The 23,854-nt window shown below is 40.4% G+C and carries 19 protein-coding genes; 1 reads left to right on the top strand and 18 read right to left on the bottom strand.

All coding sequences use genetic code 11. The features are described 5' to 3' along the window. Positions 1-32: 32 nt before the first annotated feature. From NSQ62_RS02985 to NSQ62_RS02945, 9 genes are all read right to left on the bottom strand, one after another. Complete coding sequence (locus NSQ62_RS02985) at positions 33-1,460, bottom strand: S41 family peptidase (protein ID WP_341322444.1); 1,428 nt, start codon at positions 1,458-1,460, stop codon at positions 33-35. 73 nt (positions 1,461-1,533) lie between these two features. Then, entirely contained in the window at positions 1,534-2,106 is a 573-nt protein-coding gene (locus tag NSQ62_RS02980; protein WP_341322443.1) for a TlpA disulfide reductase family protein, read from the bottom strand. 772 nt (positions 2,107-2,878) lie between these two features. Next, on the bottom strand, positions 2,879-4,177 hold the full coding sequence (locus NSQ62_RS02975) for a peptidoglycan DD-metalloendopeptidase family protein (protein ID WP_341322442.1): 1,299 nt from the start codon (positions 4,175-4,177) through the stop codon (positions 2,879-2,881). A gap of 81 nt (positions 4,178-4,258) precedes the next feature. After that, positions 4,259-5,155 carry a permease-like cell division protein FtsX gene (ftsX, locus tag NSQ62_RS02970; RefSeq protein ID WP_341322441.1) on the bottom strand — a complete coding sequence of 299 codons (897 nt, stop codon included), beginning with the start codon at positions 5,153-5,155 and terminating at the stop codon, positions 4,259-4,261. Continuing rightward, positions 5,145-5,831, bottom strand: coding sequence for a cell division ATP-binding protein FtsE (gene ftsE / locus NSQ62_RS02965; RefSeq protein ID WP_341322440.1), 687 nt, complete (start codon positions 5,829-5,831; stop codon positions 5,145-5,147). Before ftsE ends, ftsX begins: the two co-directional genes overlap by 11 nt. A 347-nt stretch (positions 5,832-6,178) precedes the next feature. Then, positions 6,179-7,384, bottom strand: coding sequence for a DUF4097 family beta strand repeat-containing protein (locus tag NSQ62_RS02960; RefSeq protein WP_341322439.1), 1,206 nt, complete (start codon positions 7,382-7,384; stop codon positions 6,179-6,181). Between the two features lie 85 nt (positions 7,385-7,469). Beyond that, positions 7,470-10,337: an excinuclease ABC subunit UvrA gene (uvrA, locus tag NSQ62_RS02955; RefSeq protein WP_341322438.1), complete on the bottom strand. Its 2,868-nt coding sequence runs from the start codon at positions 10,335-10,337 to the stop codon at positions 7,470-7,472. Positions 10,338-10,343: 6 nt separating this feature from the next. Beyond that, entirely contained in the window at positions 10,344-12,326 is a 1,983-nt protein-coding gene (gene uvrB, locus NSQ62_RS02950) for an excinuclease ABC subunit UvrB (RefSeq protein WP_341322437.1), read from the bottom strand. 142 nt (positions 12,327-12,468) lie between these two features. Beyond that, the gene (locus NSQ62_RS02945) at positions 12,469-12,711 is read right to left on the bottom strand and encodes an IDEAL domain-containing protein (protein ID WP_341322436.1); all 243 of its coding nucleotides are present in this window, start codon (positions 12,709-12,711) and stop codon (positions 12,469-12,471) included. Positions 12,712-12,881: 170 nt separating this feature from the next. On the opposite strand from NSQ62_RS02945, the gene NSQ62_RS02940 reads away from it, so the two are divergent. Next, positions 12,882-13,370: a competence protein ComK gene (locus tag NSQ62_RS02940; protein WP_341322435.1), complete on the top strand. Its 489-nt coding sequence runs from the start codon at positions 12,882-12,884 to the stop codon at positions 13,368-13,370. 3 nt (positions 13,371-13,373) lie between these two features. Here NSQ62_RS02940 and NSQ62_RS02935 read toward each other — a convergent pair whose 3' ends face one another. The 9 genes from NSQ62_RS02935 to NSQ62_RS02895 all read right to left on the bottom strand — a co-directional run bounded on the left by NSQ62_RS02935 (position 13,374) and on the right by NSQ62_RS02895 (position 23,670). After that, a complete protein-coding gene (locus NSQ62_RS02935; RefSeq protein WP_341322434.1) occupies positions 13,374-13,724 on the bottom strand; it encodes a hypothetical protein in 351 nt (116 codons plus the stop codon). Positions 13,725-13,873: 149 nt separating this feature from the next. Continuing rightward, a protein-coding gene (prfB, locus tag NSQ62_RS02930) for a peptide chain release factor 2 (protein WP_341323874.1) occupies positions 13,874-14,978 on the bottom strand; the annotation gives its coding sequence in 2 pieces (ribosomal slippage) (positions 13,874-14,905 and positions 14,907-14,978; 1,104 coding nt in all). A gap of 601 nt (positions 14,979-15,579) precedes the next feature. Continuing rightward, positions 15,580-18,090 carry a preprotein translocase subunit SecA gene (gene secA, locus NSQ62_RS02925; RefSeq protein WP_341322433.1) on the bottom strand — a complete coding sequence of 837 codons (2,511 nt, stop codon included), beginning with the start codon at positions 18,088-18,090 and terminating at the stop codon, positions 15,580-15,582. A 193-nt stretch (positions 18,091-18,283) separates the two neighbouring features. Beyond that, on the bottom strand, positions 18,284-18,838 hold the full coding sequence (gene raiA, locus NSQ62_RS02920; protein WP_341322432.1) for a ribosome-associated translation inhibitor RaiA: 555 nt from the start codon (positions 18,836-18,838) through the stop codon (positions 18,284-18,286). Between the two features lie 124 nt (positions 18,839-18,962). Then, entirely contained in the window at positions 18,963-19,340 is a 378-nt protein-coding gene (locus tag NSQ62_RS02915; RefSeq protein ID WP_341322431.1) for a PilZ domain-containing protein, read from the bottom strand. 140 nt (positions 19,341-19,480) lie between these two features. Beyond that, complete coding sequence (locus NSQ62_RS02910; RefSeq protein WP_341322430.1) at positions 19,481-21,148, bottom strand: phospho-sugar mutase; 1,668 nt, start codon at positions 21,146-21,148, stop codon at positions 19,481-19,483. Between the two features lie 82 nt (positions 21,149-21,230). Then, on the bottom strand, positions 21,231-21,641 hold the full coding sequence (gene fliS, locus NSQ62_RS02905) for a flagellar export chaperone FliS (protein WP_341322429.1): 411 nt from the start codon (positions 21,639-21,641) through the stop codon (positions 21,231-21,233). Positions 21,642-21,716: 75 nt separating this feature from the next. After that, the gene (locus NSQ62_RS02900; RefSeq protein WP_341322428.1) at positions 21,717-22,079 is read right to left on the bottom strand and encodes a flagellar protein FliT; all 363 of its coding nucleotides are present in this window, start codon (positions 22,077-22,079) and stop codon (positions 21,717-21,719) included. Positions 22,080-22,095: 16 nt separating this feature from the next. Next, positions 22,096-23,670 (bottom strand): flagellar hook-associated protein 2, encoded by a 1,575-nt coding sequence (locus NSQ62_RS02895; RefSeq protein ID WP_341322427.1) that lies wholly within the window; start codon positions 23,668-23,670, stop codon positions 22,096-22,098. Positions 23,671-23,854 lie beyond the last annotated feature (184 nt).

Raw genomic sequence — 23,854 nt, 5'->3', positions numbered from 1 at the left:
TATCTATGCCGCATCAGAACTTAATAGACCAATTACTCAAATTGGTGCATCACAAAGCTCACCGCCATTTGCAATTGCATATCGTTTACTGGGTCTTCTTTAAAATTCTTTAATTGCAGCGTCAGCTCACGGAAAAACACTTCATCTAACTGTCTGCCATCCTCTAACTCATAACGCTTGCGGAATTTTTCAACTTCATTTGCCGTGTCTAAATCATAAAAGCCATCTGTCCGCCCAATATTATAGCCAAGCTCGCTTAACACACGCTGACTATAGGCAATTTCTTCGCTATATTCGCCCACATCAAAACGGCCTTTTAACACTTTCATTTCGACTTTATACAGCGGGTGCTGCTCTACTTCTAAATCCGGCTCAATCCCAACTTGATGAATCCAGCGCTTCGATGGTGTTAACCATTTATTTGTCGACAGCTTCACCTCACCACCATTTTGCAGTTCCCATGTTTGTTGGACCGTTCCTTTACCAAAACTTGTGACACCAATGACCACACCGCGCTTCCAGTCTTGAAGCGCCCCGGCAAAGACTTCACTCGCTGAAGCACTTCCTTCATTTTGCAACACCGTAATCGGCATATTGCTTAACTGCTTCGCGTAAGGCGCAAAGGCTTCACTTGTTTTTGTTTTCAGTGACTCTGTCGCCCCCTCATGATTTTGCATATAGGCGAACGTTTTTTCATTTTGCTCAAACATGCTCATCATTTGTGCAACACTATGTAAATAGCCACCAGGGTTGTCACGTACATCAATGATTAAGCCTTGTACTTCCTTTGCCAAAAGCACATCAAGCGCCTTTTTCCATTCCTCCGCCGTGTTTTCGGCAAAGAGCGAGATGATTACATAGCCAATTTTCACTTCTTCCACTTCTAATAATTGCGTTTCCACCGTTGTATTTTTAAGCTTCTCCCGTTTCACTTCAAGTTTTACATGTCTCTCTAGCTCTGGTCGATACAGTACCAGCGCAACCGTTTCGCCCGCTTCCCCTTGCATTAGCTTCATCACGTCACCCAGTGTCTTTCCTTCGAGTCGTGTTTCATCGACTTGAACCAGCTCATCCAGTGGTCGAATCCCTGCTTTTTCTGCGGGCGATGCTTTCACTGGCGCTACAACAATAAACTTCCCATTCACTTCCGATAATTCAAGCCCAATGCCAACACGCTCACTCGCTAACGCTTGCTTGTGAAAAACCGCTTCTTGCTGTGAATAATAGGTACTATACGGATCATTAATGGCATTTGCCATCCCGCGCAGTGCCCCCTCTACTAACTTTTCCGAAGTAATATCATAAACCGATTCAGCCGTAATCAGTTCATGTAACTCATTGACTGCCGCAAAATCCGCCTGTTCTTTTGTTTCTTCCTGTTGCATTTTACTATAACCATAGACAAGTCCGACAACGATTACTAGCGCCAGTAGCAATAAAAAAATTCGACTTTTTCGCACAAACTTCCCCCCACTCCATAAAATTTATGAAGTGGAAATTCATTTCATACTACTCAAGTCGAATCAATTTTCGCTAATTTAATTGTGTAACATTTTCTCGTAATGTGTCTAAATCGAGCGGTCCTTCGATTTTCTTTTGTACACGGCCTTCAGTATCGATCATAAACGTCGTAGGAATGGTAAGAATACGGTACTGATTCGCAACTGATTCATCTGGCTCTAACACAATCGGAAATGTAATGTCATAGCTCTTTAAAAACGTTTCAACACGCTCAACTTTTTCTCTTGCGTATGTTAAATTGACGCCAACAATTTCGACATTGTCCTCGTTTTTATACTGCTCATAGTATTTTTGCATATGCGGCATTTCCGCTTCGCAAGGCGGACACCACGTTGCCCAGAAATTTAACACAACCCGTTTACCCTTTAAGTCTGAAAGTGTCAATGGTTCGCCTTGTAGATTAGAAAGCGTAAAATCCGGTGCTAGATTACCTTTTTCTAGGCCTACCGTTTCATCTAATGCGACTTCTTTTCCCATTGCTTGTTCACTAATTTTTTGATCCGCATCTAATTCTTTTTTTATGTATGTGCCAACCATCGTGATGACAAGTGCTAAAACGATGATCAACCCGATGTTTTTTTTCATGTTTTACACCTCGCGATTTGTTTCTAATAGTACCATATCATATCTATTTGAAAATTATTCAAAAGAAAAAGGCAAAACTTTTAAATTTTCAAAGTTTTGCCTTTTTGAAATGTATTTGGGTATTTAACTAAATCTTTTTTATAAAATCCGTTCTGCTACGCTACGGGGAATACACGTTAATGCGAGATGATTTTAAGCTCACGTCCATTGTACTGCGTTCCGGGGCAGGCTTTTCTGGGGGCGTGGCTCCAACTAACTAATTACTTGCCAACATGTCGGCAAGTAATTAGTGGATTTTCCGCGCACGCTTAATCCCCTAGAAGTCCACCCCTCCACTCCGTACAACTCTATTCTTTGAAGCAATTTTATTTAAAATCTCCCTTTACTCAGCGCCACTTTACTTTAGTAAAATGATGAAGCAAGTAATTTGAAAAGTTATTTCTTTCAAATCATGCTATTTTTAATCAAAATTAATATAGAAAAGAACCCTCTAATAAAGAGCGTTCTTTTCTATAGCAGAGCCAAAATTCCAGCATATTCAATTAAAGTAGCGTGCCTTTTTTACTCTCCGCCGCCTCGCGTAAGCGCAAGCGGCTTGATTTTGCGCTCTTAACTTTATGACGAGGGAAAAATGATGAATTGGCGGGCATCGCAAACGGCATTAAAGACAGTAGTATGGACACGTACCACGTGACCATATTGCTGTCATGCCATTGCCCACCAATCAATCAAGTAAAATTTTATTAGAAAAGTTACTCTTACGTGATGAATTTTATAACGAAATATAGCGTAATGGGTTTACTGCGTTTGAACGTTTACCGTTCCATTCACCTACGTGAATTTCAAAGTGTAAGTGTGGGCCAGTTGAGTTCCCGGTATTCCCCATTCTCGCAATTTGGTCACCTTTTGATACAACATCACCAACGCTTGATGTAAAACCACTTAAGTGTGCATACACTGTTGTAAACTGGGCGCCATCTAATGAGTGTGTGACCATTACCAATTTACCGTAACCGTTCATCGTTCCAACATACGACACAACGCCGTCTGCTGCTGCAATGACTGGTGTACCAATTGAATTGGCAATATCAACACCTAAGTGATTTTTACTACCGATTGGGCCGATATCACGACGACCGAAGCCTGAAGTAAAGCGTCCAGCAGCCGGTCTTGTCCATGTACCTGCTGATACAGTTGGTAAGTTCCCTGAACCAGCTGACACACTACTTTGTTGTTGTTGCTTTTTCTTCGCAGCCGCTTTTTCTAATGCCTTTTTACGTGCAATTTCAAGTAAACGATCTTGCTCTTTCTTCATTTGTGCTTCGGTTTCTTTACTTAACTCAATTGTTTCATGAATATGTGTTTCAAGTTGTTCTTTTTGATCGTGTAAACGGGCTTCCTCTTTTTCAAGGTCGTCCACTAACTTATTTTTTTCTTTCTTTTTTTGCACAAGGTGGGCTTTTAATTTTTCTAGCTCTGCTTTGTTCGCTTCTAAATTTTCTTTTTTCGCAATCAATTCAGCCTTTTGAATTTCTAGCTTTTCTTGGTCTTCCTTTTGCTCACGCATAATTTGACGATCCGCATCCATTAACGTACTGACTGCCGAAAATCGGTCAATAAAATCAACGAAGCTGTTTGCGCCAAGCAATACATCGATATAGCTTACCGTACCGCCTGTTTGGATGGCACGTGCACGTTCACGTAGCAGTGCATCACGTTGTTTGATTTTTTCTTGTAACGCTTCGATATCTTTTTCTAAATCGTCAATTTCTTGATTGGCAATTTCAATATCTAACTCTACTACTGCAATATTATGGTTTGTCGTATTAATTTCCGCTCCGATTTTCTCTAATTGTGAAATGAGCTCTTCTTGATGATTTTGATTGGTTTTTAATTCATTTGTTTTTTGTTGGAGCGATTTATTTAAGGCTTTTTTCTGAGCCTCAAGCTCGCTACGCTCTTTTTTCAAGTCATCTAAACTTGCTGCATAGGCTGCTGGCATTTGAATGAATAATACGCATGCGAGTAGTACAGCAAGTAGTTTAAATGAACGTGTATTTAGCTTCTTCAAAACCTAATTTCCCCCTAAACGCATATTGGTTTTCTCTTCAGTTTGTCTTAGATGCGTTTTTTGAGCTTTTGCAACATCGATCTATACTTTTAAGAATTTACGTACAGACATGAAACTGCCCCAGACGCCGATGAAGACGCCGATGAGTAAAATCATGCCGTTCACTTGGTATAACAGTGGTGTTACGTCTAACAGTTGGAATAGCTCGCCCTTTAAGCGCGGCGATAATAATTCATGTATTTTATAGTAAGCAACCGATACAACGGCAATTGGAATAATTGAGCCAATAATACCTAGCCACATGCCTTCTAATACAAATGGAATACGCACAAATGAATTGGTTGCCCCTACTAATTTCATAATTTCGATTTCATCTTTACGTGCAATAATCGTAATACGAATCGTATTTGAAATTAAGAACATCGCTGTAAATAATAAACCTAAAATTAACACAAGTCCGACATTACGCGCAATTTCTAAAAAGTTGAACAGCTTTTCGACTTTGCCTTCTCCATATTTAACCTCTTGTGTATTATCGAAGCTATCAATTTGCTTCGCGACTTCCGCCGTTTTCAGCGGATCTACCGCCTTTACATATAACACGTTATATAACGGATTGTTTTGCTCAAATAGACTTAGTTCATCGCCAAAATCTTTAATTAGCTTATTTAATTCTTCTTCCTTTGAAGAATATGTAACTTCATCAACATCTAGCAAGCTGTGAATTTCATTAATCAAATGGTCTTCTGCTAATTTAGCTTCTGCTGCATCTGGAATAATATCAATCATGACGCGAATTTCCACGTCGTTTTCTAAATCTGTTGCAACTTTATTTAAGTTCATCATGATGACTGCAAACACACCGACTAATAATAACGTAACTGTTACGGCACTAACTGATGCAATCGTCATCCAGCTGTTACGCCCTAATGACTTAAAACTTTCTCTAAAATGGCGTACGAGCGTTCTACCCTTCATAGCCGTAGTCCCCCCCGTACTCATCGCGCACAATCATGCCGCCTTCAATTGCAATAACTCGTTTACGAATCGTATTAACGATTTCACGGTTATGTGTCGCCATGACAATCGTTGTCCCTTGACGATTAATTTCCTCAAAAATATTCATAATTTCCCAAGACGTTTCTGGATCAAGGTTCCCTGTAGGCTCGTCCGCTATCATTACTTTCGGACGGTTCACAATCGAGCGGGCAATCGACACACGCTGCTGTTCTCCACCTGAAAGTTCGCTTGGAAACATACGTACTTTATGTTTTAATCCAACAAGCTCTAACACTTCCATCACACGCTTGCGGATAACTTTTGGCTGTTCTTCAATTACTTCCATTGCAAACGCTACGTTTTCATAAACCGTTAAACGTGGTAGCAATTTAAAATCTTGGAATACTACGCCTAATTGACGTCGTAAAAAAGGTACACGTCCATTTTTTAACGTGCGTAAGTTAATATTGTTAATCAACACATCGCCCGAAGTTGGCTTTTCTTCACGGTACATCAATTTAATAAATGTCGACTTCCCCGCACCACTTGGACCTACAACATAAACGAATTCACCTTTTTTTATTTCAATCGTAATCCCGTTCGCAGCGACAACGCCATTAGGATACTTTTTGACTACATTATTCATTTGAATCATTAACGAAACCACCTAAGTTCTTGTGTCTTAAAAATTAAATTTATCCTTTTTATTATAGCACTTTCAAGCTATAAAATTATTACAATTTCTTTTCATTGTAAGCGTGTGCACATTTTTAATGCACTACAGACGATTCACGCGCCATTTACAGATTGATTTCTTGCTAAATTTCACGCACCATTTGAAATATCTGATGTACTTTGTCATATTTTTGTTACATAAAATTTTATTAATATAATAAACATTCGGACTTATGTATTGTTCGACATATTTATTGAAAATCCTTCTCAATCATAGAAAAAAGCCCACCTGCAAGTACTAACCTTGCAAGTGGGCTTCACGTCCTATTATTGCAGTGTATAACGCACAAGCACCGTACCTGTACGTGATTCACCCGTAATTTTTAAGAGCTTCGCGCCTTCTAATTCTTTCGTGAAGCGTACTGATTTTAAAAGGAATTGTTCTTCTTCCTCATATAACTTTGCGTCGCTTAAGCCGACATCTGCTTTCCCGAAGTTCGAGTAGATTTGTCCTTCTAATGCGACTGTTTTTGGCACATAAATCTCTACTGAACCCGCTAATGCACGCGCTTTTAGCTTATGGGCTTCCTTGCTCGTTGTCGTAATCGCGACTGTGCCGTTCATCGATTCTGCTTCGACTTCTTTAAGTTCACCGTCCACATAAATGCGGCCGTTTGCTGTTTCGATTTCTAAATCATCACCTTTAATCTTACGCGCTTCAACTGCCCCGTTGCTCGTTTGCAGTTCCGCATGATCAAACGTCGACTCCTCTAAACGAATCGTTCCGTTATACGTACGCGCTTTAATGAGCTTCGCATCTAGGTTCTCTACAGAAATCGAACCTGTAAGTAAACGTGCGATAAATACGTCATAATGCTTTTCTGGGATAGCGATTTTCACTTTAATTTGCGTGAACTTATTTTCAGATTTCATGTGGATTTTATCTTCTGTCTTCGTTACAAGCTCTTCGGTAATTTGCGCGATTGTTTCTTCTTCTGTTCCTTTTAATTGCGCTTTACCCGTCACTTGCACGGTCACTAATTCATCCATTGCTTTAACAACATCGATTTTTCCGTTCGCGATATCTAGTTCGATGCTACGAACTTCCGTTGCTGGGTAAGCGTATGTTTTCGCGAAATCCACTTTTTCACCAAATGGCGTTTCGATATCAAGGTCCTTTAGCTTCGTTAAGGCCGCGCCAACAATGCCCGTCATACGCGTGCTAAACTGTGATAAATCCTTTTTAATATCGCCCATAAAATCTTCTACTTTTTGATTAAATTCTTTATCGTTAAATGATTTGCCGAAAATATCTTCAAATCCTGTTTTTTTACTTTCATCTTTTTTAGCTTCTTCAAATGGCTCTGCCTTAAAGGGCTCGTCCTCTTTTTCTGTCGATGGTACGACAGGCTGTACTGTTGGCGGAGTGGATTCGTTTTTCGCTGATAACTTTTCTAGTAATACAATGGCCTCGTCAGCTGTAATAGTACCATTTTCAACTAATTGTAAAATGCGTTTACGTTGTTCTTGCATAAAAAAATTCCTCCCTCTCTTCGTATCTATTTATTATACGAGGAGGGAGGACAAAAAGTTTCATTTGCGCTCTGGAGAATTTAAATTATTTACCTTTTGCATGTTCAATTTTGTCATCCATCCGTGCACGCTCACGTTCTAAGATCGGCTTTAAGTAGTGTCCCGTATAGCTTCCCTTCACCTCAGCAATTTGCTCTGGTGTACCCGTTGCTAAAATCGTGCCACCACCATCGCCACCTTCAGGACCTAAATCAATAATATGGTCGACGGTTTTAATGACATCTAAATTATGCTCAATGACTAGCACCGTCTCCCCATTGTCGACTAAACGCTGTAACACCTTTAATAACCGTGCGATATCATCCACATGTAGACCTGTTGTTGGCTCGTCTAAAATGTAGAATGATTTCCCGTTGGAGCGGCGATGTAATTCGGATGCGAGTTTGACACGCTGCGCCTCCCCACCTGAAAGGGTTGTCGCCGGCTGACCAAGCTTCACATAGCCCAGCCCCACGTCAACAATCGTTTGCAGTTTACGCTGAATTTTTGGTAAGTTGCCGAAAAACTCCAGTGCATCCTCCACCGTCATTTCTAAAATGTCTGCAATATTTTTTTCTTTATATTTCACTTCTAATGTTTCGCGGTTATAGCGCTTACCGTGACAAATTTCACATGGCACATACACATCTGGTAAGAAGTGCATCTCGATTTTGATAATCCCGTCTCCGCGACAAGCTTCACAGCGTCCACCTTTTACATTAAATGAGAAGCGTCCTTTTTTATAGCCGCGTATCTTCGCTTCATTCGTCATCGCAAACACATCGCGGATATCATCAAACACCCCGATATAGGTCGCTGGGTTTGAACGTGGTGTACGGCCAATTGGTGATTGGTCGACTTCGATTACTTTTTCAAGCTGCTCTAGGCCTTCAATTGATTTATGTGCACCCGGCTTCATCTTCGCGCGGTTTAATTTTGAAGCTAACGATTTATATAAAATCTCATTTACTAATGTCGATTTCCCTGAACCAGAAACCCCTGTGACAGCGATAAATTGACCAAGTGGAATATCGACATTCACCTTTTTCAAGTTGTTTTCCGCTGCGCCTTTAATCGTAATTTTACGACCATCTGACTTGCGGCGCTCCTGTGGCAATGGAATAAACTTCTTCCCACTTAAATATTGCCCGGTAATCGAGTCTTTGTTTTTCATGACCTGCTTCGGTGTCCCCTGTGCAATAATTTGCCCACCATGCACCCCAGCACCCGGCCCAATATCAATTAAATGGTCCGCAGCCATCATTGTATCTTCATCATGCTCCACAATAATAAGCGTATTGCCTAAATCACGCATATTTTCAAGCGTCGCAATGAGGCGATCATTGTCACGTTGATGTAGCCCAATCGACGGCTCGTCTAAAATATACAGTACGCCTGATAAACGCGACCCAATTTGCGTCGCTAAACGAATGCGCTGTGCCTCACCACCGGATAATGAGCCGGCATTTCGCGCTAACGTTAAATAATTCAAGCCCACATCAAGTAAAAATCTCAACCGCTCGATGACTTCACGAATAATTAATTTCGCAATTTGCTTTTCTTTTTCCGTTAGCTCCACTGAACTAAAGAAATCATACATTTCTTGAATCGAATGGCGCGTGGCTTCTGAAATATTTTGATCTTGAATTTTAACCGCAAGTGTCTCCGGCTTTAAACGATGCCCCTTACACGACACGCATGGCTGTTCGGTCATAAATTTTTGCATCGCTTCCCGTGTATAATCCGATGACGAATCTTTATAGCGGCGTTCGATATTGGGAATGACCCCTTCAAACACAACATCCTTTTTATGCATACTACCGTAATCATTTGTATAGTCAAATCGAATTTTTTCTTTCCCTGAGCCGTACAAGATCTTATCCATTTGCGCCTTTGGAATATCCTTCACCGGTACATCCATTGGAATGTCATAATGGAGACAAACCGATGCTAATAGCTGTGGATAATAGTTCGACGACACCGATTGCCACGGTGCAATTGCATTTTCTAACAACGATAAGTCCCAATCCGGAATAACTAAATCAAGGTCGGCTTTGTCGGTGCTGCCTAAGCCATCACAAGACGGACATGCCCCGAACGGACTGTTGAACGAGAACATACGTGGCTCTAACTCTCCAATTGAAAACCCACATTGCGGGCAGGCATGATGCTCACTAAAAAGCAGCTCCTCATGCTCCATCACATCAACTAACACACGGCCCTCTGCAATTTTTAATGCAGCCTCTAGCGAATCACTTAAACGCGATTCAATGCCTTCTTTCATGACAACACGGTCCACGACAACTTCAATCGTATGCTTTTTGTTTTTATCAAGCTCGATATGATCGTCTAAATCACGTAGCTCTCCGTTTAGACGAATCCGTACAAAACCTTGCTTTTTCAAGTCTTCTATCAGCTTCACATGTGTGCCTTTTTTGCCTTCAATTACAGGTGCAAGCAGCTGAATTTTCGTACGTTCTGGATATTCCATTAAACGATCTACCATTTGCTCGATTGTTTGCGATGAAATTTCAACACCATGTGTCGGGCAATACGCCTTGCCAATACGCGCGAATAGCAGACGCAAGTAATCATAAATTTCGGTAACGGTCCCAACTGTTGAGCGCGGATTACGGCTCGTTGTTTTTTGGTCGATTGAAATCGCTGGTGACAGCCCCTCAATCGTATCCACATCCGGCTTGTCCATTTGCCCTAAAAACTGGCGTGCGTAAGCAGATAGCGACTCGACGTAACGACGCTGCCCTTCTGCGTAAATCGTATCAAATGCTAACGAAGATTTCCCTGAGCCCGAAAGACCTGTCACCACAACGATTTTGTCGCGCGGAATTGTGACATCTATATTTTTCAAGTTATGTGCACGTGCACCTTGTACAACGATTTCTGTATTTTTCACGTAACGTCACCCCTCTGCCTTCAATTCAAAAATCATATCGCGTAATTCCGCTGCACGTTCAAAGTCTAACGCTTTTGCAGCTTCCTTCATTTCCACTTCCAATGTTTCAACCAGCTTGACTAACTCTTTTTTTGTTAGCTTTTTGCCGCCCGTTACTTTTGTAAGATACGTTTCTTCTTGTTCAGCCGCCTGTGTTGCACGAATAATCTCTGGTATTTTTTTGATAATCGTTTGCGGTGTAATCCCATGCTGCTCATTGTAAGCCTCTTGAATTTCACGACGACGCTGCGTTTCACTAATTGCCTTTTTCATAGAATCGGTCATATTATTGGCATACATGATGACATGGCCATTCGAATTACGTGCAGCACGTCCAATCGTTTGAATCAGTGAACGCTCCGAACGCAGGAAGCCTTCTTTGTCGGCATCTAAAATTGCAACGAGTGACACTTCAGGAATATCGAGCCCTTCTCGCAGTAAGTTAATTCCTACGAGTACATCATGCGTCCCTTTACGTAGCTCGCGAATGATTTCTATACGTTGTAGTGTTTTAATTTCCGAGTGTAAATATTCAACCTTTAAGCCCATTTCCTTCAAGTAATTCGTTAAATCCTCGGACATTTTCTTCGTCAACGTTGTAATTAACACACGTTCATTTCGACGAATACGCTCCTGGATTTCATCGATTAAATCATCAATTTGCCCCTCAATCGGGCGCACTTCAATGTTCGGATCAAGTAAGCCAGTCGGACGAATAATTTGCTGCACCATATCAGGTGTATGCTCTAATTCATAAGGACCTGGCGTAGCCGAAACATAAATTGCCTGACTCACCTTCGATTGGAATTCATCGAACATAAGCGGTCGGTTATCAAGCGCTGATGGTAAACGGAAACCATGGTCGACTAACACATTCTTTCGCGCTTGGTCCCCGTTATACATCCCGCGTACTTGCGGCAAGGTTACGTGACTTTCATCAACTACAAGTAAGAAATCCTTTGGAAAATAATCGAGCAACGTATACGGCGTCGCTCCGGATTCACGCAACGTTAAATGGCGCGAATAGTTTTCGATGCCCGAGCAAAAGCCCATTTCCTTCATCATTTCTAAGTCATAATTCGTACGCTGCTCTAAGCGCTGCGCTTCTAATAAACGGTCCTCTGATCTTAGTGTTTTAAGACGTTCTTCCAGCTCACGCTCAATATTTTCAATTGCAACTTTCATCTTCTCTTCACGCGTAACGAAGTGGGATGCTGGGAAAATTGCCACGTGCTGACGGTCCCCTATTATTTCCCCCGTTAAGGCATCCACTTCACGAATGCGGTCGACCTCATCACCGAAAAATTCAATACGGATGCAGTGTTCATCTTTAGATGCCGGGAAAATCTCAACGACATCCCCTCGTACACGAAACGTTCCGCGCGTAAAATTAATATCATTGCGCTCATACTGAATGTCCACTAATTTGCGTAGCAACTGATTTCGCTCTAATTCCATACCCGTTCGAATGGAAACTAACATCTCCCGGTATTCTTCTGGATTCCCTAACCCGTAAATACATGAAACGGACGCGATAATAATTACATCTTTTCGTTCAAATAGGGATGCGGTTGCGGAGTGACGTAGTTTATCGATTTCTTCATTGATGCTCGAATCCTTTTCGATATACGTATCCGTTTGTGGTACATACGCTTCCGGTTGGAAATAGTCATAATAACTTACAAAGTATTCCACTGCATTGTCTGGGAAAAACTCTTTAAATTCGCTATATAATTGGCCCGCTAGCGTTTTGTTATGTGCCATGACGAGCGTTGGTTTATTGATTTCTTTAATCACATTTGAAATGGTAAACGTCTTACCCGTACCTGTAGCGCCGAGCAATGTCTGATGACGCTTGCCCTCGCGAATGCCTTTTACAAGCTCTTTAATCGCTTCTGGCTGATCTCCCGCCGGCTTGTAGGCGGACTGAATTGTAAACGTTTCTGTCATAGTAGCTGTCCTTTCCGTCGATGTATTCATAATTTTATTTTAACATACCCATTTTTAATTGACGATTATTTTGCGAACATATATTCGAAAATCGATTTTCACCATACAAAAAAGCCACCTCGTTTAAAGGTGACTTTTTTGGTTAAGAAATCGGTGCTTCCAGTAACTCTTTTAATTCGGAAGCATACGTTTTAAAATCCCGTTCGTTTTTTTGATCTAATGAATTATCGATTAACAGAGTTAATTGTTCGATACGGTGCATGCGCTGTAATCGACTTATAAATAAATCTAAATAAATTTCATTTAACAACTTTTCTGATTGTTTTCCCGTTGGCTGTTGACCGACTGCTTTCAAAAAGTCTGTATACGAATAATATTTATCCATCGATATCACCTCGATCTCTTTTATCCATTATAAATTAAATCGCTTTTAATTTGCAATATTTTCTGAATAATTATCTTTTGGCTGAATTTTCTGAGAATAATGTTGATTTTTGACATTTCATAGCTTATTTTAAGAGTATAGTGAAAATTCAAGGAGAGAGGAGTAGTTATATGTTCGAACCAAACCCGACATCTAAATATATTATTACGAATTCAACGTATTGCTTAATTTCAAAAGCTTTCCGTAACCATGTTCATACGTTGATTTTAGACAAGCACGGTCAGATAATCGTTTCTTTCCAACCGTTGCGTGTCATTCGCCATACCTGTTCGTTGCACGGTACAACATATGAAGCGGCAAAGCATCATGCGAAAAAATTTTTCGGTCATACGCGTCACAAAATGCCGATTATGGTTGCCTATAATTTCGGTGATCCTTGTGTGATGTTTCCGTTATTTTCGCCACATTCTAAACAAAATATTTGGATCGCTGTAAATGCGATTATTAACATTGAAGAACGTAATGAATCCACACTCGTTACATTCCTTGATGGCTCTGAGCACGTTTTCCCAGTTCACTTAAAGTCATTCAACCAACAATACGTAAGAGCTGTTATTTATACGAAAAATATTATCATCCAACGGAATAGCTCGATTTAACATTCACCCCATGAAATATTCAGCAAGTAGTAACTCACTGTGGTTACGGAGGCGAATATTCGAATATCTCCGACACTCCATGACTCCTTCAAAATAAAAATGATACTCGGTAAACAAATCATCTGTTTTTCCTCTCACCAAGCGCATCTGATGAAGTTTAAAATACTCCTTCGTTTCCTTTAAATCTTGCTCAATTTTTGAACGTGTCGTGTTCACGAACTGTAAATACGGACGCGTAAACTTAAATGGGCTTTGCTCGATAATTTGCTGATCTTTTTCAAGAATGACTAACAGTAGTGGTAAGTAAATACCTGATTCATAATACGGTATCGTTCCAGAAGGGATTTGTAACATGTAAATGCCTCCTTAAATGAGAACGTTTGTTCGTATTTATTATTGCACATTTTTTCACTTTTCACAAGTATTGAATTTATCCAATTTGAATTTTCACTATAAAAAAAGGGCTCGCCTAGAAAATAATTTTCCGGACAAGCCCTTACCTATTAATATGAGATTTTCGAACGTAAATATGCTGTAATAAATTGGTCTAAATCGCCATCCATTACCGCGCCAACATTACCTGTTTCTGCGCTTGTACGGTGATCTTTTACCATTGAATATGGGTGGAATACATAAGAACGGATTTGAGAACCCCAACCGATTTCTTTTTGCTCACCACGAATTTCGTCTAATTGTGCTTGCTGCTTTTCAATTTCTAATTGATACAGCTTCGATTTCAACATTTTCATCGAGGCTTCACGGTTTTTGATTTGCGAACGTTCAGCCTGACATTGTACAACTGTACCTGTTGGAATATGCGTAATACGAACAGCTGAGTCCGTCGTATTAATATGCTGACCACCGGCACCTGTTGCACGGTACGTATCGATTTTTAAATCCTCTGTACGTACTTCAATTTCGATTTCATCATTAAATTCTGGCATAATATCACATGATACAAATGATGTATGACGACGGCCTGATGAGTCGAACGGCGAAATACGCACGAGACGATGTACACCTTTTTCAGCTTTTAAATAGCCGTATGCATTATGGCCAGAAATTTTTAATGTCACGGATTTAATCCCCGCTTCATCACCCGGTAAGTAGTCTAATGTTTCGACTTTAAAACCGCGCTTGTCTGCCCAACGTTGGTACATACGCAGTAGCATCGAGCCCCAGTCTTGAGACTCCGTACCACCCGCACCTGGGTGAAGCTCTAAAATCGCATTGTTCTTATCGTATGGCTCCGATAACAGCATTTGTAATTCAAAGGCTGCTACCTTTTGTTGATACTCGTCTAGTTCCGTACCAAGCTCTTCTTGTAACTCATCGTCTGCCTCTTCACGTAACAGCTCTAATGTCATTTCAAGGTTTTCTTGTAACGATAATAGCTCGCTATATTCGTTTACGACCGCTTTAATACCGTTTAATTCATTAATCACGGTTTGCGCGCCATTCTGGTCATTCCAGAAGTTTGGCTCTAGCATGATTTCGTCTAATTCTTGAATACGTGCCTCTTTGTTTTCTAAGTCAAAGAGACCCCCTAAAGTCCGCTAGTTTCGTAGCTGTAGTTTCGAGTGCATTACGCACTTCTGCTAATTCGATCATATGTTTTCCTCCGTGGTTAACCGTTATTGGGTTTGTTTTTCAACTAATATTACTTACTTAACTTATTGGTGGGCTACGGCATGACCGCATTATGGCCACGTGGTACGTGTCCATACTACTGTCTTTAATGCCGTTTGCGATGCCCACCAATCATTTATTTTGCTCTCGTAAATAAATTTAAGAGCGTGAAATCAAGCCGCTTGCGCTAACGCGAGGCGGCGGTTACTTTAAAATTTTTTCTTTTAATATTTTAATGAATAAGGTTTATTAAAAAAGTATATCTTTTGATTAAAATCAACTATTTTGGAAAAGGAGATACCTATTCAATTCCTTATTAATAGCAAGAAACTTTTACCAAAATAGAGTGTCGCGAAGTGAAGGCGGCAGACTCCTGCGGGAACAGCACGCGCGGAAAATCCATTTTTTGTGCCACCGTCAGAGGCACAAAAAATTAGTTGGAGCCGTGCCCGCGGAAAGCGTCCGCCGTAACGTAGCAAAACGGACCTTATTATAGGGCACATCCCTTCTAACACGATTCCACCATAGAAAACAAACCAGGTCATTGAATCACTCAATGACCTTGTTTTGTTTCTTTAGTTTATTGGCCTACACCGTGGCATGACTTGTACTTCTTGCCGCTGCCGCATGGACATGGGTCGTTACGTCCGATGTTTTCGGCTTTACGTGCGGGCATTTTTTTCGGCTTCGGGGCACCCTCTTCTTTCGGGTTAACCGCTTGACCTTTTGCTACCTCTTCACGTTGTAAGTTGCTACGAATTTCTGCTTTTAATGCATACTTCGCCACATCTTCACGTACCGATGCAACCATGTCCTCGAACATCGCGAAACCTTCTTGCTGGTATTCGCGCAGTGGATCATTTTGACCGTACGCACGTAAATGAATCCCTTGACGCAGCTGATCCATCGCATCGATATGGTCAATCCACTTCGTATCAATTGAACGAAGTAAAATAACTTTTTCGAACTCACGCATACGCTCTGGCGTCATCGCTTCTTCTTTTTCGTTGTAGCGCGCTGTTACTTTTTCAGAAATAAACGCTATCATCTCTTCAGGTGATTTTGCTTCTAACTCTGCTTTTGTAATGTCGCCTTCTTCTAAAAGATTCGCTGCAATGTAGTCTTCTAACGCATCCAGTGTCCAAGCCTCTTGTTCACCTTGCGTATGAAGCGCTACGGCATTTTCGATCGCTTGAGCAATCATAGATTCCACTAAAGCACGCATGTTTTCAGAATCCAGTACTTCTTCACGCTCTTTATAGATGATCTCACGTTGTTGACGCAGTACATCATCATATTGTAATAAACGTTTACGCGCATCGAAGTTGTTACCTTCTACACGTTTTTGTGCTGATTCTACGGCTTTTGAAACCATACCTGACTGAATTGGCTGTGAATCATCCATACCAAGACGTGTCATCATCGCTTTCATTTTATCCGATCCGAAACGACGCATTAAATCATCTTCTAAAGAAAGGTAGAATTGCGTTACCCCTGGGTTCCCTTGACGACCAGAACGACCGCGTAGCTGATTATCGATACGGCGTGATTCGTGACGCTCCGTACCAATGACCGCTAAACCGCCAATTTCCATTACGCCTTCACCCGGTTTAATATCCGTACCACGACCGGCCATGTTCGTTGCGATTGTTACCGCACCTTTTTGACCTGCATTTAAAATAATTTCTGCTTCTTTTTCGTGGTTTTTGGCATTTAAAATACTATGTGGCACTTTAAATTTTGTTAAATATTTCGAAATAATTTCAGATGTTTCAATCGCAACCGTACCAACTAGTACCGGCTGTCCTGCACGGTGACGCTCTGCGATATCTTCTGCAACCGCTTTGAATTTACCATCCATCGATGCATAAATTAAATCAGGTCGGTCATCACGCGCAATCGGCATGTTCGTTGGAATCGCCACAACATTCATATTGTAAATGTTACGGAATTCCTCTTCTTCCGTTTTCGCTGTACCTGTCATACCAGACAGTTTTTCGTACATACGGAAGTAGTTTTGGAACGTTACTGTTGCCATTGTCATTGATTCATTTTGAATATCTAAGCCTTCTTTAGCCTCAATCGCTTGGTGTAAGCCGTCTGAATAACGACGACCTTTCATTAAACGACCTGTAAAGCCATCTACGATCACGATTTCGCCGTCTTGCACCACATAATCCACATCTAAATGCATTGATGCATGGGCTTTTAAGCTTTGGTTAATCGCATGGTTTAAACGCACATGTGCTAAATCGAATAGGTTATCGATGCCAAACGCACGCTCCGCCTTTTCGATCCCTGTTTCTGTTAACGTTACACCTTTTGTTGATTCTTCGTAGTTATAGTCCTCTTCTTGCTTTAACATACGCACAAAGGCATTAGACTGCACGTAAAGCTGTGCTTGTTTGCCGGCTTGCCCTGAAATGATTAACGGCGTACGCGCTTCATCGATTAAAATCGAGTCAACCTCATCGATTACGGCATAGTGCAATTTACGTTGTACACGGTCCTCTTTATACAGCACCATGTTGTCACGTAAATAATCGAACCCTAGCTCGTTGTTTGTTGAATACGTAATATCCGCCGCATACGCTTCACGTTTTTCTTCTTTAGATAAGCTGTTTAAGTTTAAGCCTACAGTTAGGCCTAACCAGTTGTACAACTCACCCATTTCACGTGCGTCACGACTTGCCAGGTATTCGTTGACTGTAACAACATGTACACCTTTACCTGTAATGGCATTTAAGTATACAGACATTGTCGCGGTTAACGTTTTACCTTCACCGGTTTTCATTTCTGCGATGTTACCTTCGTTTAATGCAGCCGAACCCATAATTTGCACGCGGAACGGATACATCCCAAGTACACGGCGTGAGGCTTCACGAATTGTCGCGAATGCTTCCGGTAATAATTCGTCTACCGTTTCGCCCTTTTGGTAACGTTCTTTGTACTCTTCTGTTTTTGCTTTTAATGCATCATCCGATAAGCTTTCGAACTGGTCAGCCAGTGCTTCTACTTTATCTGCGATTTTTTCTAATCGCTTTACTTCTTTTTTATTAAAATCAAATAATTTATTTAAAAAATTTGCCATCGAATTGGTCACATCCCAATAAATAGTCTCAACCGTCATTTTACCATTATATATGCATCAGGCGCAAATGAACTCTTATGCCAATAAGCATGGGGTATAATTTGACCCTCTGCATTTCAATATACACTTTTTACAAATAGTAGGTACACGCACTAAAAAACGAACTACCCGTTACAGGTAGTTCGTTCGTGTGTTAGTTTGTTTCAATTAAGCCGTATTTTCCATCTCTACGTTTGTACACGATATTTGTGGCATCTGATTCTGCGTCTGTGAAGATGTAGAAGTCATGGCCTAGCATGTTCATTTGTAAAACCGCTTCTTCTTGATCCATCGGTTTTAAGTCAAATTGTTTTGTACGTACAATTGTGTACTCTTCATCCGTCGATTCTGTTGCTGGTTCTGCTTGTGTGGCAGTTGCAAAATAAACACCAACGCCTTCACGATCACGGAACTTACGATTTACTTTTGTTTTATGCTTACGAATTTGGCGCTCTAATTTATCAACGATTAAGTCAACTGCTGCGTACATATCATTATGACGTTCCTCAGCACGTAGCGTTAAATTCTTCATCGGAATTGTTACTTCTACTTTTGTTTGTCTGTCGTTATAAACCTTTAAATTAACGTTAGCGTTCGCATTTAAATCCTCATTGAAGTAACGCTCTACCTTTTCAATTTTTGATTCAACATACTCACGAATCGCTGGAGTCACCTCAATGTTCTCACCACGAATGTTAAAGTTTAGCATTTGAACTCCTCCTTCATTACGGCTATAAGTACTATTTCTACATAAATTCAAAAACTCCTGCCACATCTTAAAAGTTTTTTCATATTTCGACATTTTTTTCACATCTTCATGTGAGAAAAATACGTTACCTGCGACTGACTTCTTTTTTACGGCGCAGCTTTAATTCATTTACAATTAAAGTTTCAACTTGTGGCTGTCCATCAAAAATCAAACCAAATTGCATTTTTCCCCCGTAAGGCTTTTTCCAAACAATATCGCCGACAGCCTTAATTAACACTTCATCTAAAATGAACTGCACTTCAAGTTGTACCAGCTTATTAGTATGTTCACCAATATCGTGATATGAAAACATTTTCATGCCACGCGGGCTAACATCTAATATTTCACAGTCGTACTTCGTCATTTCTAAATCCTGTGGCTTGCCGTCAATTAGTACGATATACTTCGCGTAAATCGGCTCGCCAAAAGCGAATCGGAAGCCCTCTGTACGTTTAAATGTCATGATTGTTCCTCCCAAGCAATTAAATTAATTCTTCTTTATACCCGTATTACAGCGTTAATGTTCCATTAAATGTATATTAACGACTTGGAAGTTTAAATGCAAATGCCTATCTAACTATAAACCCAAGAATAACCACCTTTTTAATGAAAGGCCTCAACTTCTTCTAGTAACTTCTTTACTGCCTGCTTCAATTGTTCAATTGCTTGTTCACTTTGCGCTTCACTTTCCTTTTTAACCCCGATATACACTTTACATTTCGGTTCTGTTCCTGAAGGGCGCACGCAAATCCACGATTCATCAGCCAATAAAAACTTCACGACATCAGCCTTTGGTAAGCCATTTACAGACTGCGTTAAGTAATCTTCTGTTTTCACAACCGGAATCCCCGCAAACTCGATCGGTGTTTTTTTACGGAACTTCGTCATAATGTCCGCAATTTTTTGCTGCCCTTCCATTCCATCAAACGTTAACGAAATAAGTGCCTCTTTGTAATAGCCCAGCTCTTCATATAAGCTTTTTAATACATCCGTTAGCGTTTGACCGCGCAAATCATAGTATGCTGCCATTTCCGCCGTTAGTAATGCAATTTGAACCGCATCCTTGTCGCGTACGAAATCCGCCGCTAAATAACCGTAGCTTTCTTCATAGCCAAATAGAAACGTATACGCTTTTGTTTGTTCCCACTCCGCGATTTTTTCTGCGATGTATTTAAACCCAGTTAATGTGTTGATGGTCGTCACACCAAACTTTTCGGCAACCGCCGTTCCAAACTCCGACGTCACAATCGTTTTAATCATCGCCGCATTGTGAGGTACTTGTTTTACCGACAACATATAATGTAACAGCAACGCCCCTAATTGATTGCCAGTTAGCAGTTTGTAAGCACCGTTATCAAGCACTGCCACCCCTAGACGGTCCGCATCTGGATCGGTCGCTAACAGTAGCTGCGCGCCCACTTTTTTACCGAGTGTCATCGCCAAATGAAAGGCATCGGCCTCTTCTGGATTTGGGTACGTCACCGTTGGGAATTCGCCGTCTGGTGTCGCTTGCTCTTTTACTAAGTGTACGTTAGAAAAACCATAACTTTGTAAGCCGCGCATTGTCGGCACAAGCCCTGATCCATGTAGCGGTGTATAAACAATCGCAAGCTCATGATTCACATCATCCTTTAATTTCAAACGCATTAATGCCTGCAAATATGCATCATCTAGCTTTTCTAATAATTCTACACACAATTCTGATGTTTGTAGTTGAGACCTTGACAAATTCGGAATTTCAAATACTGAATTCACCTTGTTCATATGCGCTACAATTTCATCCGCAAATTGTGGCGTTAACTGTGCGCCGTCCTCCCCGTACACCTTAAAGCCGTTATATTGTTTCGGGTTATGACTCGCTGTGATTACTACGCCGGCATAGGCCGCCAAGTAGCGCACCGCAAAGCTCAGTTCCGGTGTTGGACAACTCTCCTTAAAAACATAGCTTTGAATGCCATGTGCCGCCAATACGCCCGCTGTTTCATAAGCAAAGTGCTGCGAATAGTGGCGTGTGTCATACGCAATGACGACCCCGCGCATTTTCGCAATCTCCCCCTGCGTTTCAATTTGACGCGCTAGCCCTTCTGCGACAAGACGGATCGTGTGGGTGTTGATGCGGTTTGTGCCTGCGCCGAGTAACCCGCGCATGCCGCCCGTGCCGAATGGTAAATTTGAAACGAAACGCTCTTTAAGTTTTGATTCGTCATCTAGTGTTTCTAGTTCTTTTTGATATTCTGGATGCTGCATCCACTCTTTAATTAATTGTTTCATTTAAAAACCACCCCTCTCTTATATATATGTTCGTTTACAGACAAAAAGAAAAGGATCCAATTTTACTTGGATCCTTCCCCTACTAAACTTGTTCGCTACCTACATTGCCATATTGCTGCTGACGTGTAATTTTAATAACTTCTTTCCATGTGTCACGGAATTCCGTTACAAGACCTTCTACCTCATCTAGAATCTTCACATCATTATTAATGTTCGCCTCTGTTAAACGGCGGTTCATGTATTCATATAGTGGTAACATTTGTTTAGAAATTTCCATGTCCATGTTTAACGTGGACATTAACTCACCAATGATAGCTTGCGTGCGTTGAATATAATGATTTCTTTCTTCGATGTTTTTATTATCAATCGCCACTTTTGCTCGATTGATAAATTTTAAACAACCATTGTATAGCATTAACGTTAATTCGCCTGGTGAGGCTGTTGTTACGCTATTTTGTTTGTAAGCGTTAAAAGCATTTGAATTTACCGCCACTAAAAACACTCCTTTTGAAGCTCATTTACTATAAGTTTAACGTAGCTATGACTAAATTCCTAGTAACAATTTAAGTTACTTTTTCTTATCGTAATACATACCATCCATGACTTGTACATGTCCATAAGGGTTTGTATATTGTTGTTCATTCTTTTTAGCGTTTTGAAGGTTTTTCATATCTTCTTTAATCGTTATCATTACACGCTCGAGTCGACTTCGAATTCCCTTATCTAATTCAAATAATGTTCGGTGCGTTTTATCATCTGCATTATAAGAAAAACCGGCATCTACAATTTGTTTGGTTAATTCGCCACGCTGATCGATTAGTCCTTGAATGTCTTCAATAAATTCATCACGAACCGATTCTTCGGGATCATTTGTTAGCTTTTCATAAAGTTTTGCCGAAATTTGTAATAGCTGTTGTAATTGTTGTTCCATTAATTTTTAGCCCCTATTATTGAGCTTGCCCTGAGAATAATGAAGCTGATTGCTGGTTTGCTTTGTTGATAGCCGTTTCCATTGCACCAAATTGCTTCCAATAACGCTCTTCAAGATTTGCTAATTTTTTCTTCCATGCATCAATACGCGTATCAAGATCATTTAGCGCGCGTCCTAAATTAAACGTATTGTTTACAGACTCCGCTTTACCAGCTTTCTTTTCAATATTAATAGTCATTGCCGAGATGTTTTTACGCAGCTTCTGAACTAAACCTGGTTTCTCATCACTTACATTACTAAATGTTGAAAACACGGCATCTGGATCAGATTCAATCGCTTTTCTTAGTTTTTCTTCATCAATCACCAATTTACCATTGTCTGATGTTTTGTTTGAAGTCGTAATACCCATCTTGTATAAGCTATTAAATAACTCATTAGAGCTACCGCCCACTTCATACATCGTACTACGCATCGATGCTAAACCAGAACGAACTAATGAATCACTACGTAAAACACCCGATTTCGCTTTTTCTTCCCAAGACTTAATTTCGTCTTCAGACATGTCTTTTTTCTGCTCGTCTGTTAAAGGTGGGAAATCACGATACTTTGTTTCTTTTGTTGAAGCAGTAAATGACTCTACTAAACCATTATAGTTTTCGACAAATTTTTTGATTTTGTCTACCATATGTTCAACGTCTGTATGAGTTGTTAGTGTAATTGGTTTTGTACCTGTATATTCTTCGTTTAAAGTAATACTCACGCCATTAACGTCTATTGTATTTGATTGACGCTCAATAGCTACACCATTCACTGTTAATTTCGCATTTTCACCAGTTGCTAGAAAATTCCCTCCAGTAAAACCTAAGCTACTAAAGAAATCCTTGCCTTGTTCTCCAACGTAAATAGAAGCCGTGTGTGATACTTCCGCATCAACAACTCCAGGAAAGCCGTTCTCATCAACTGTATCTTGTAATTCCATACCTTTAATCATTTCACCTGCACCTGTCACCTGCGTTGAAATTGAGAACTGGCCAGATTGCTCATCATAAAAGGCATTTAACCCTGTTGTGCTACCATTTAATGTTTTTACAACATCTGCAATCGTATCTGTTTTCTTGAAAGTTAGTGATACATCCTCTAGCTTTCCAGAGGCCTTCAATACTTTCATGTCAACCTTTGCTTCACCATTTGCATCGAATTCAAAATCTAAATTCAACGACTCTAGCGTTACTGTTGATGCCGTACCTGCACCGATTCCACTTGAAACTGCACTTCCACTCTTAGCAAGCTTTGATACTTCACTAATATTTACACTACCTTGCGCACCTGCTGTTGCTGTTGCAGTAACAGCGCTATTACTAGAGCTGACCGTTGTTTTATACACATCTTTTTTCATTGTCATATTATCAAACAAGAACGTGTCGAATGCATTTAACTTTTTGTTAACGTCACGATACGCATCACGTTGCCATTCCTGCGTTTGCTTCTTTTGATAAAGCTTGTCTAATGGCGCTTTTTCAGCCTGCATTAATTTTTCTACCATGCTGTCAATATCCATACCTGATGCTAATCCACCTATACGTGTTACCATAACTAACTCCTCCTAAAATTACTGCTTATTTTTATGTGAATTCATACTTACAAACTTATTCAATTTAATTACCTAAAATATACCAATAAAAACCACTTTAAAACGATTACTCCTTTTTATATCGGAATTGATTTTTAAATTTGAACATTTCATAAAACAAATTGTAAATCTCTCTAATATTTTC

It is taken from the genome of Solibacillus sp. FSL H8-0523, assembly GCF_038051985.1.
Taxonomy (GTDB): domain Bacteria; phylum Bacillota; class Bacilli; order Bacillales_A; family Planococcaceae; genus Solibacillus.
This window is presented reverse-complemented; position numbering and strand designations above follow the sequence as displayed.

Bases quoted from the DNA above. Each gene is read 5' to 3' on its own strand.
- ftsE (WP_341322440.1), bottom strand. From the start codon at position 5,831: ATGATTCAAATGAATAATGTAGTCAAAAAGTATCCTAATGGCGTTGTC.
- ftsX (WP_341322441.1), bottom strand. From the start codon at position 5,155: ATGAAGGGTAGAACGCTCGTACGCCATTTTAGAGAAAGTTTTAAGTCA.
- NSQ62_RS02900 (WP_341322428.1), bottom strand. From the start codon at position 22,079: ATGGAACAACAATTACAACAGCTATTACAAATTTCGGCAAAACTTTAT.
- NSQ62_RS02980 (WP_341322443.1), bottom strand. From the start codon at position 2,106: ATGAAAAAAAACATCGGGTTGATCATCGTTTTAGCACTTGTCATCACG.
- raiA (WP_341322432.1), bottom strand. From the start codon at position 18,838: ATGCTAAACTTTAACATTCGTGGTGAGAACATTGAGGTGACTCCAGCG.
- NSQ62_RS02960 (WP_341322439.1), bottom strand. From the start codon at position 7,384: ATGCAAGAACAACGTAAACGCATTTTACAATTAGTTGAAAATGGTACT.
- secA (WP_341322433.1), bottom strand. From the start codon at position 18,090: ATGGCAAATTTTTTAAATAAATTATTTGATTTTAATAAAAAAGAAGTA.
- NSQ62_RS02940 (WP_341322435.1), top strand. From the start codon at position 12,882: ATGTTCGAACCAAACCCGACATCTAAATATATTATTACGAATTCAACG.
- NSQ62_RS02910 (WP_341322430.1), bottom strand. From the start codon at position 21,148: ATGAAACAATTAATTAAAGAGTGGATGCAGCATCCAGAATATCAAAAA.
- NSQ62_RS02935 (WP_341322434.1), bottom strand. From the start codon at position 13,724: ATGTTACAAATCCCTTCTGGAACGATACCGTATTATGAATCAGGTATT.
- NSQ62_RS02945 (WP_341322436.1), bottom strand. From the start codon at position 12,711: ATGGATAAATATTATTCGTATACAGACTTTTTGAAAGCAGTCGGTCAA.
- uvrB (WP_341322437.1), bottom strand. From the start codon at position 12,326: ATGACAGAAACGTTTACAATTCAGTCCGCCTACAAGCCGGCGGGAGAT.
- NSQ62_RS02895 (WP_341322427.1), bottom strand. From the start codon at position 23,670: ATGGTAACACGTATAGGTGGATTAGCATCAGGTATGGATATTGACAGC.
- NSQ62_RS02915 (WP_341322431.1), bottom strand. From the start codon at position 19,340: ATGACATTTAAACGTACAGAGGGCTTCCGATTCGCTTTTGGCGAGCCG.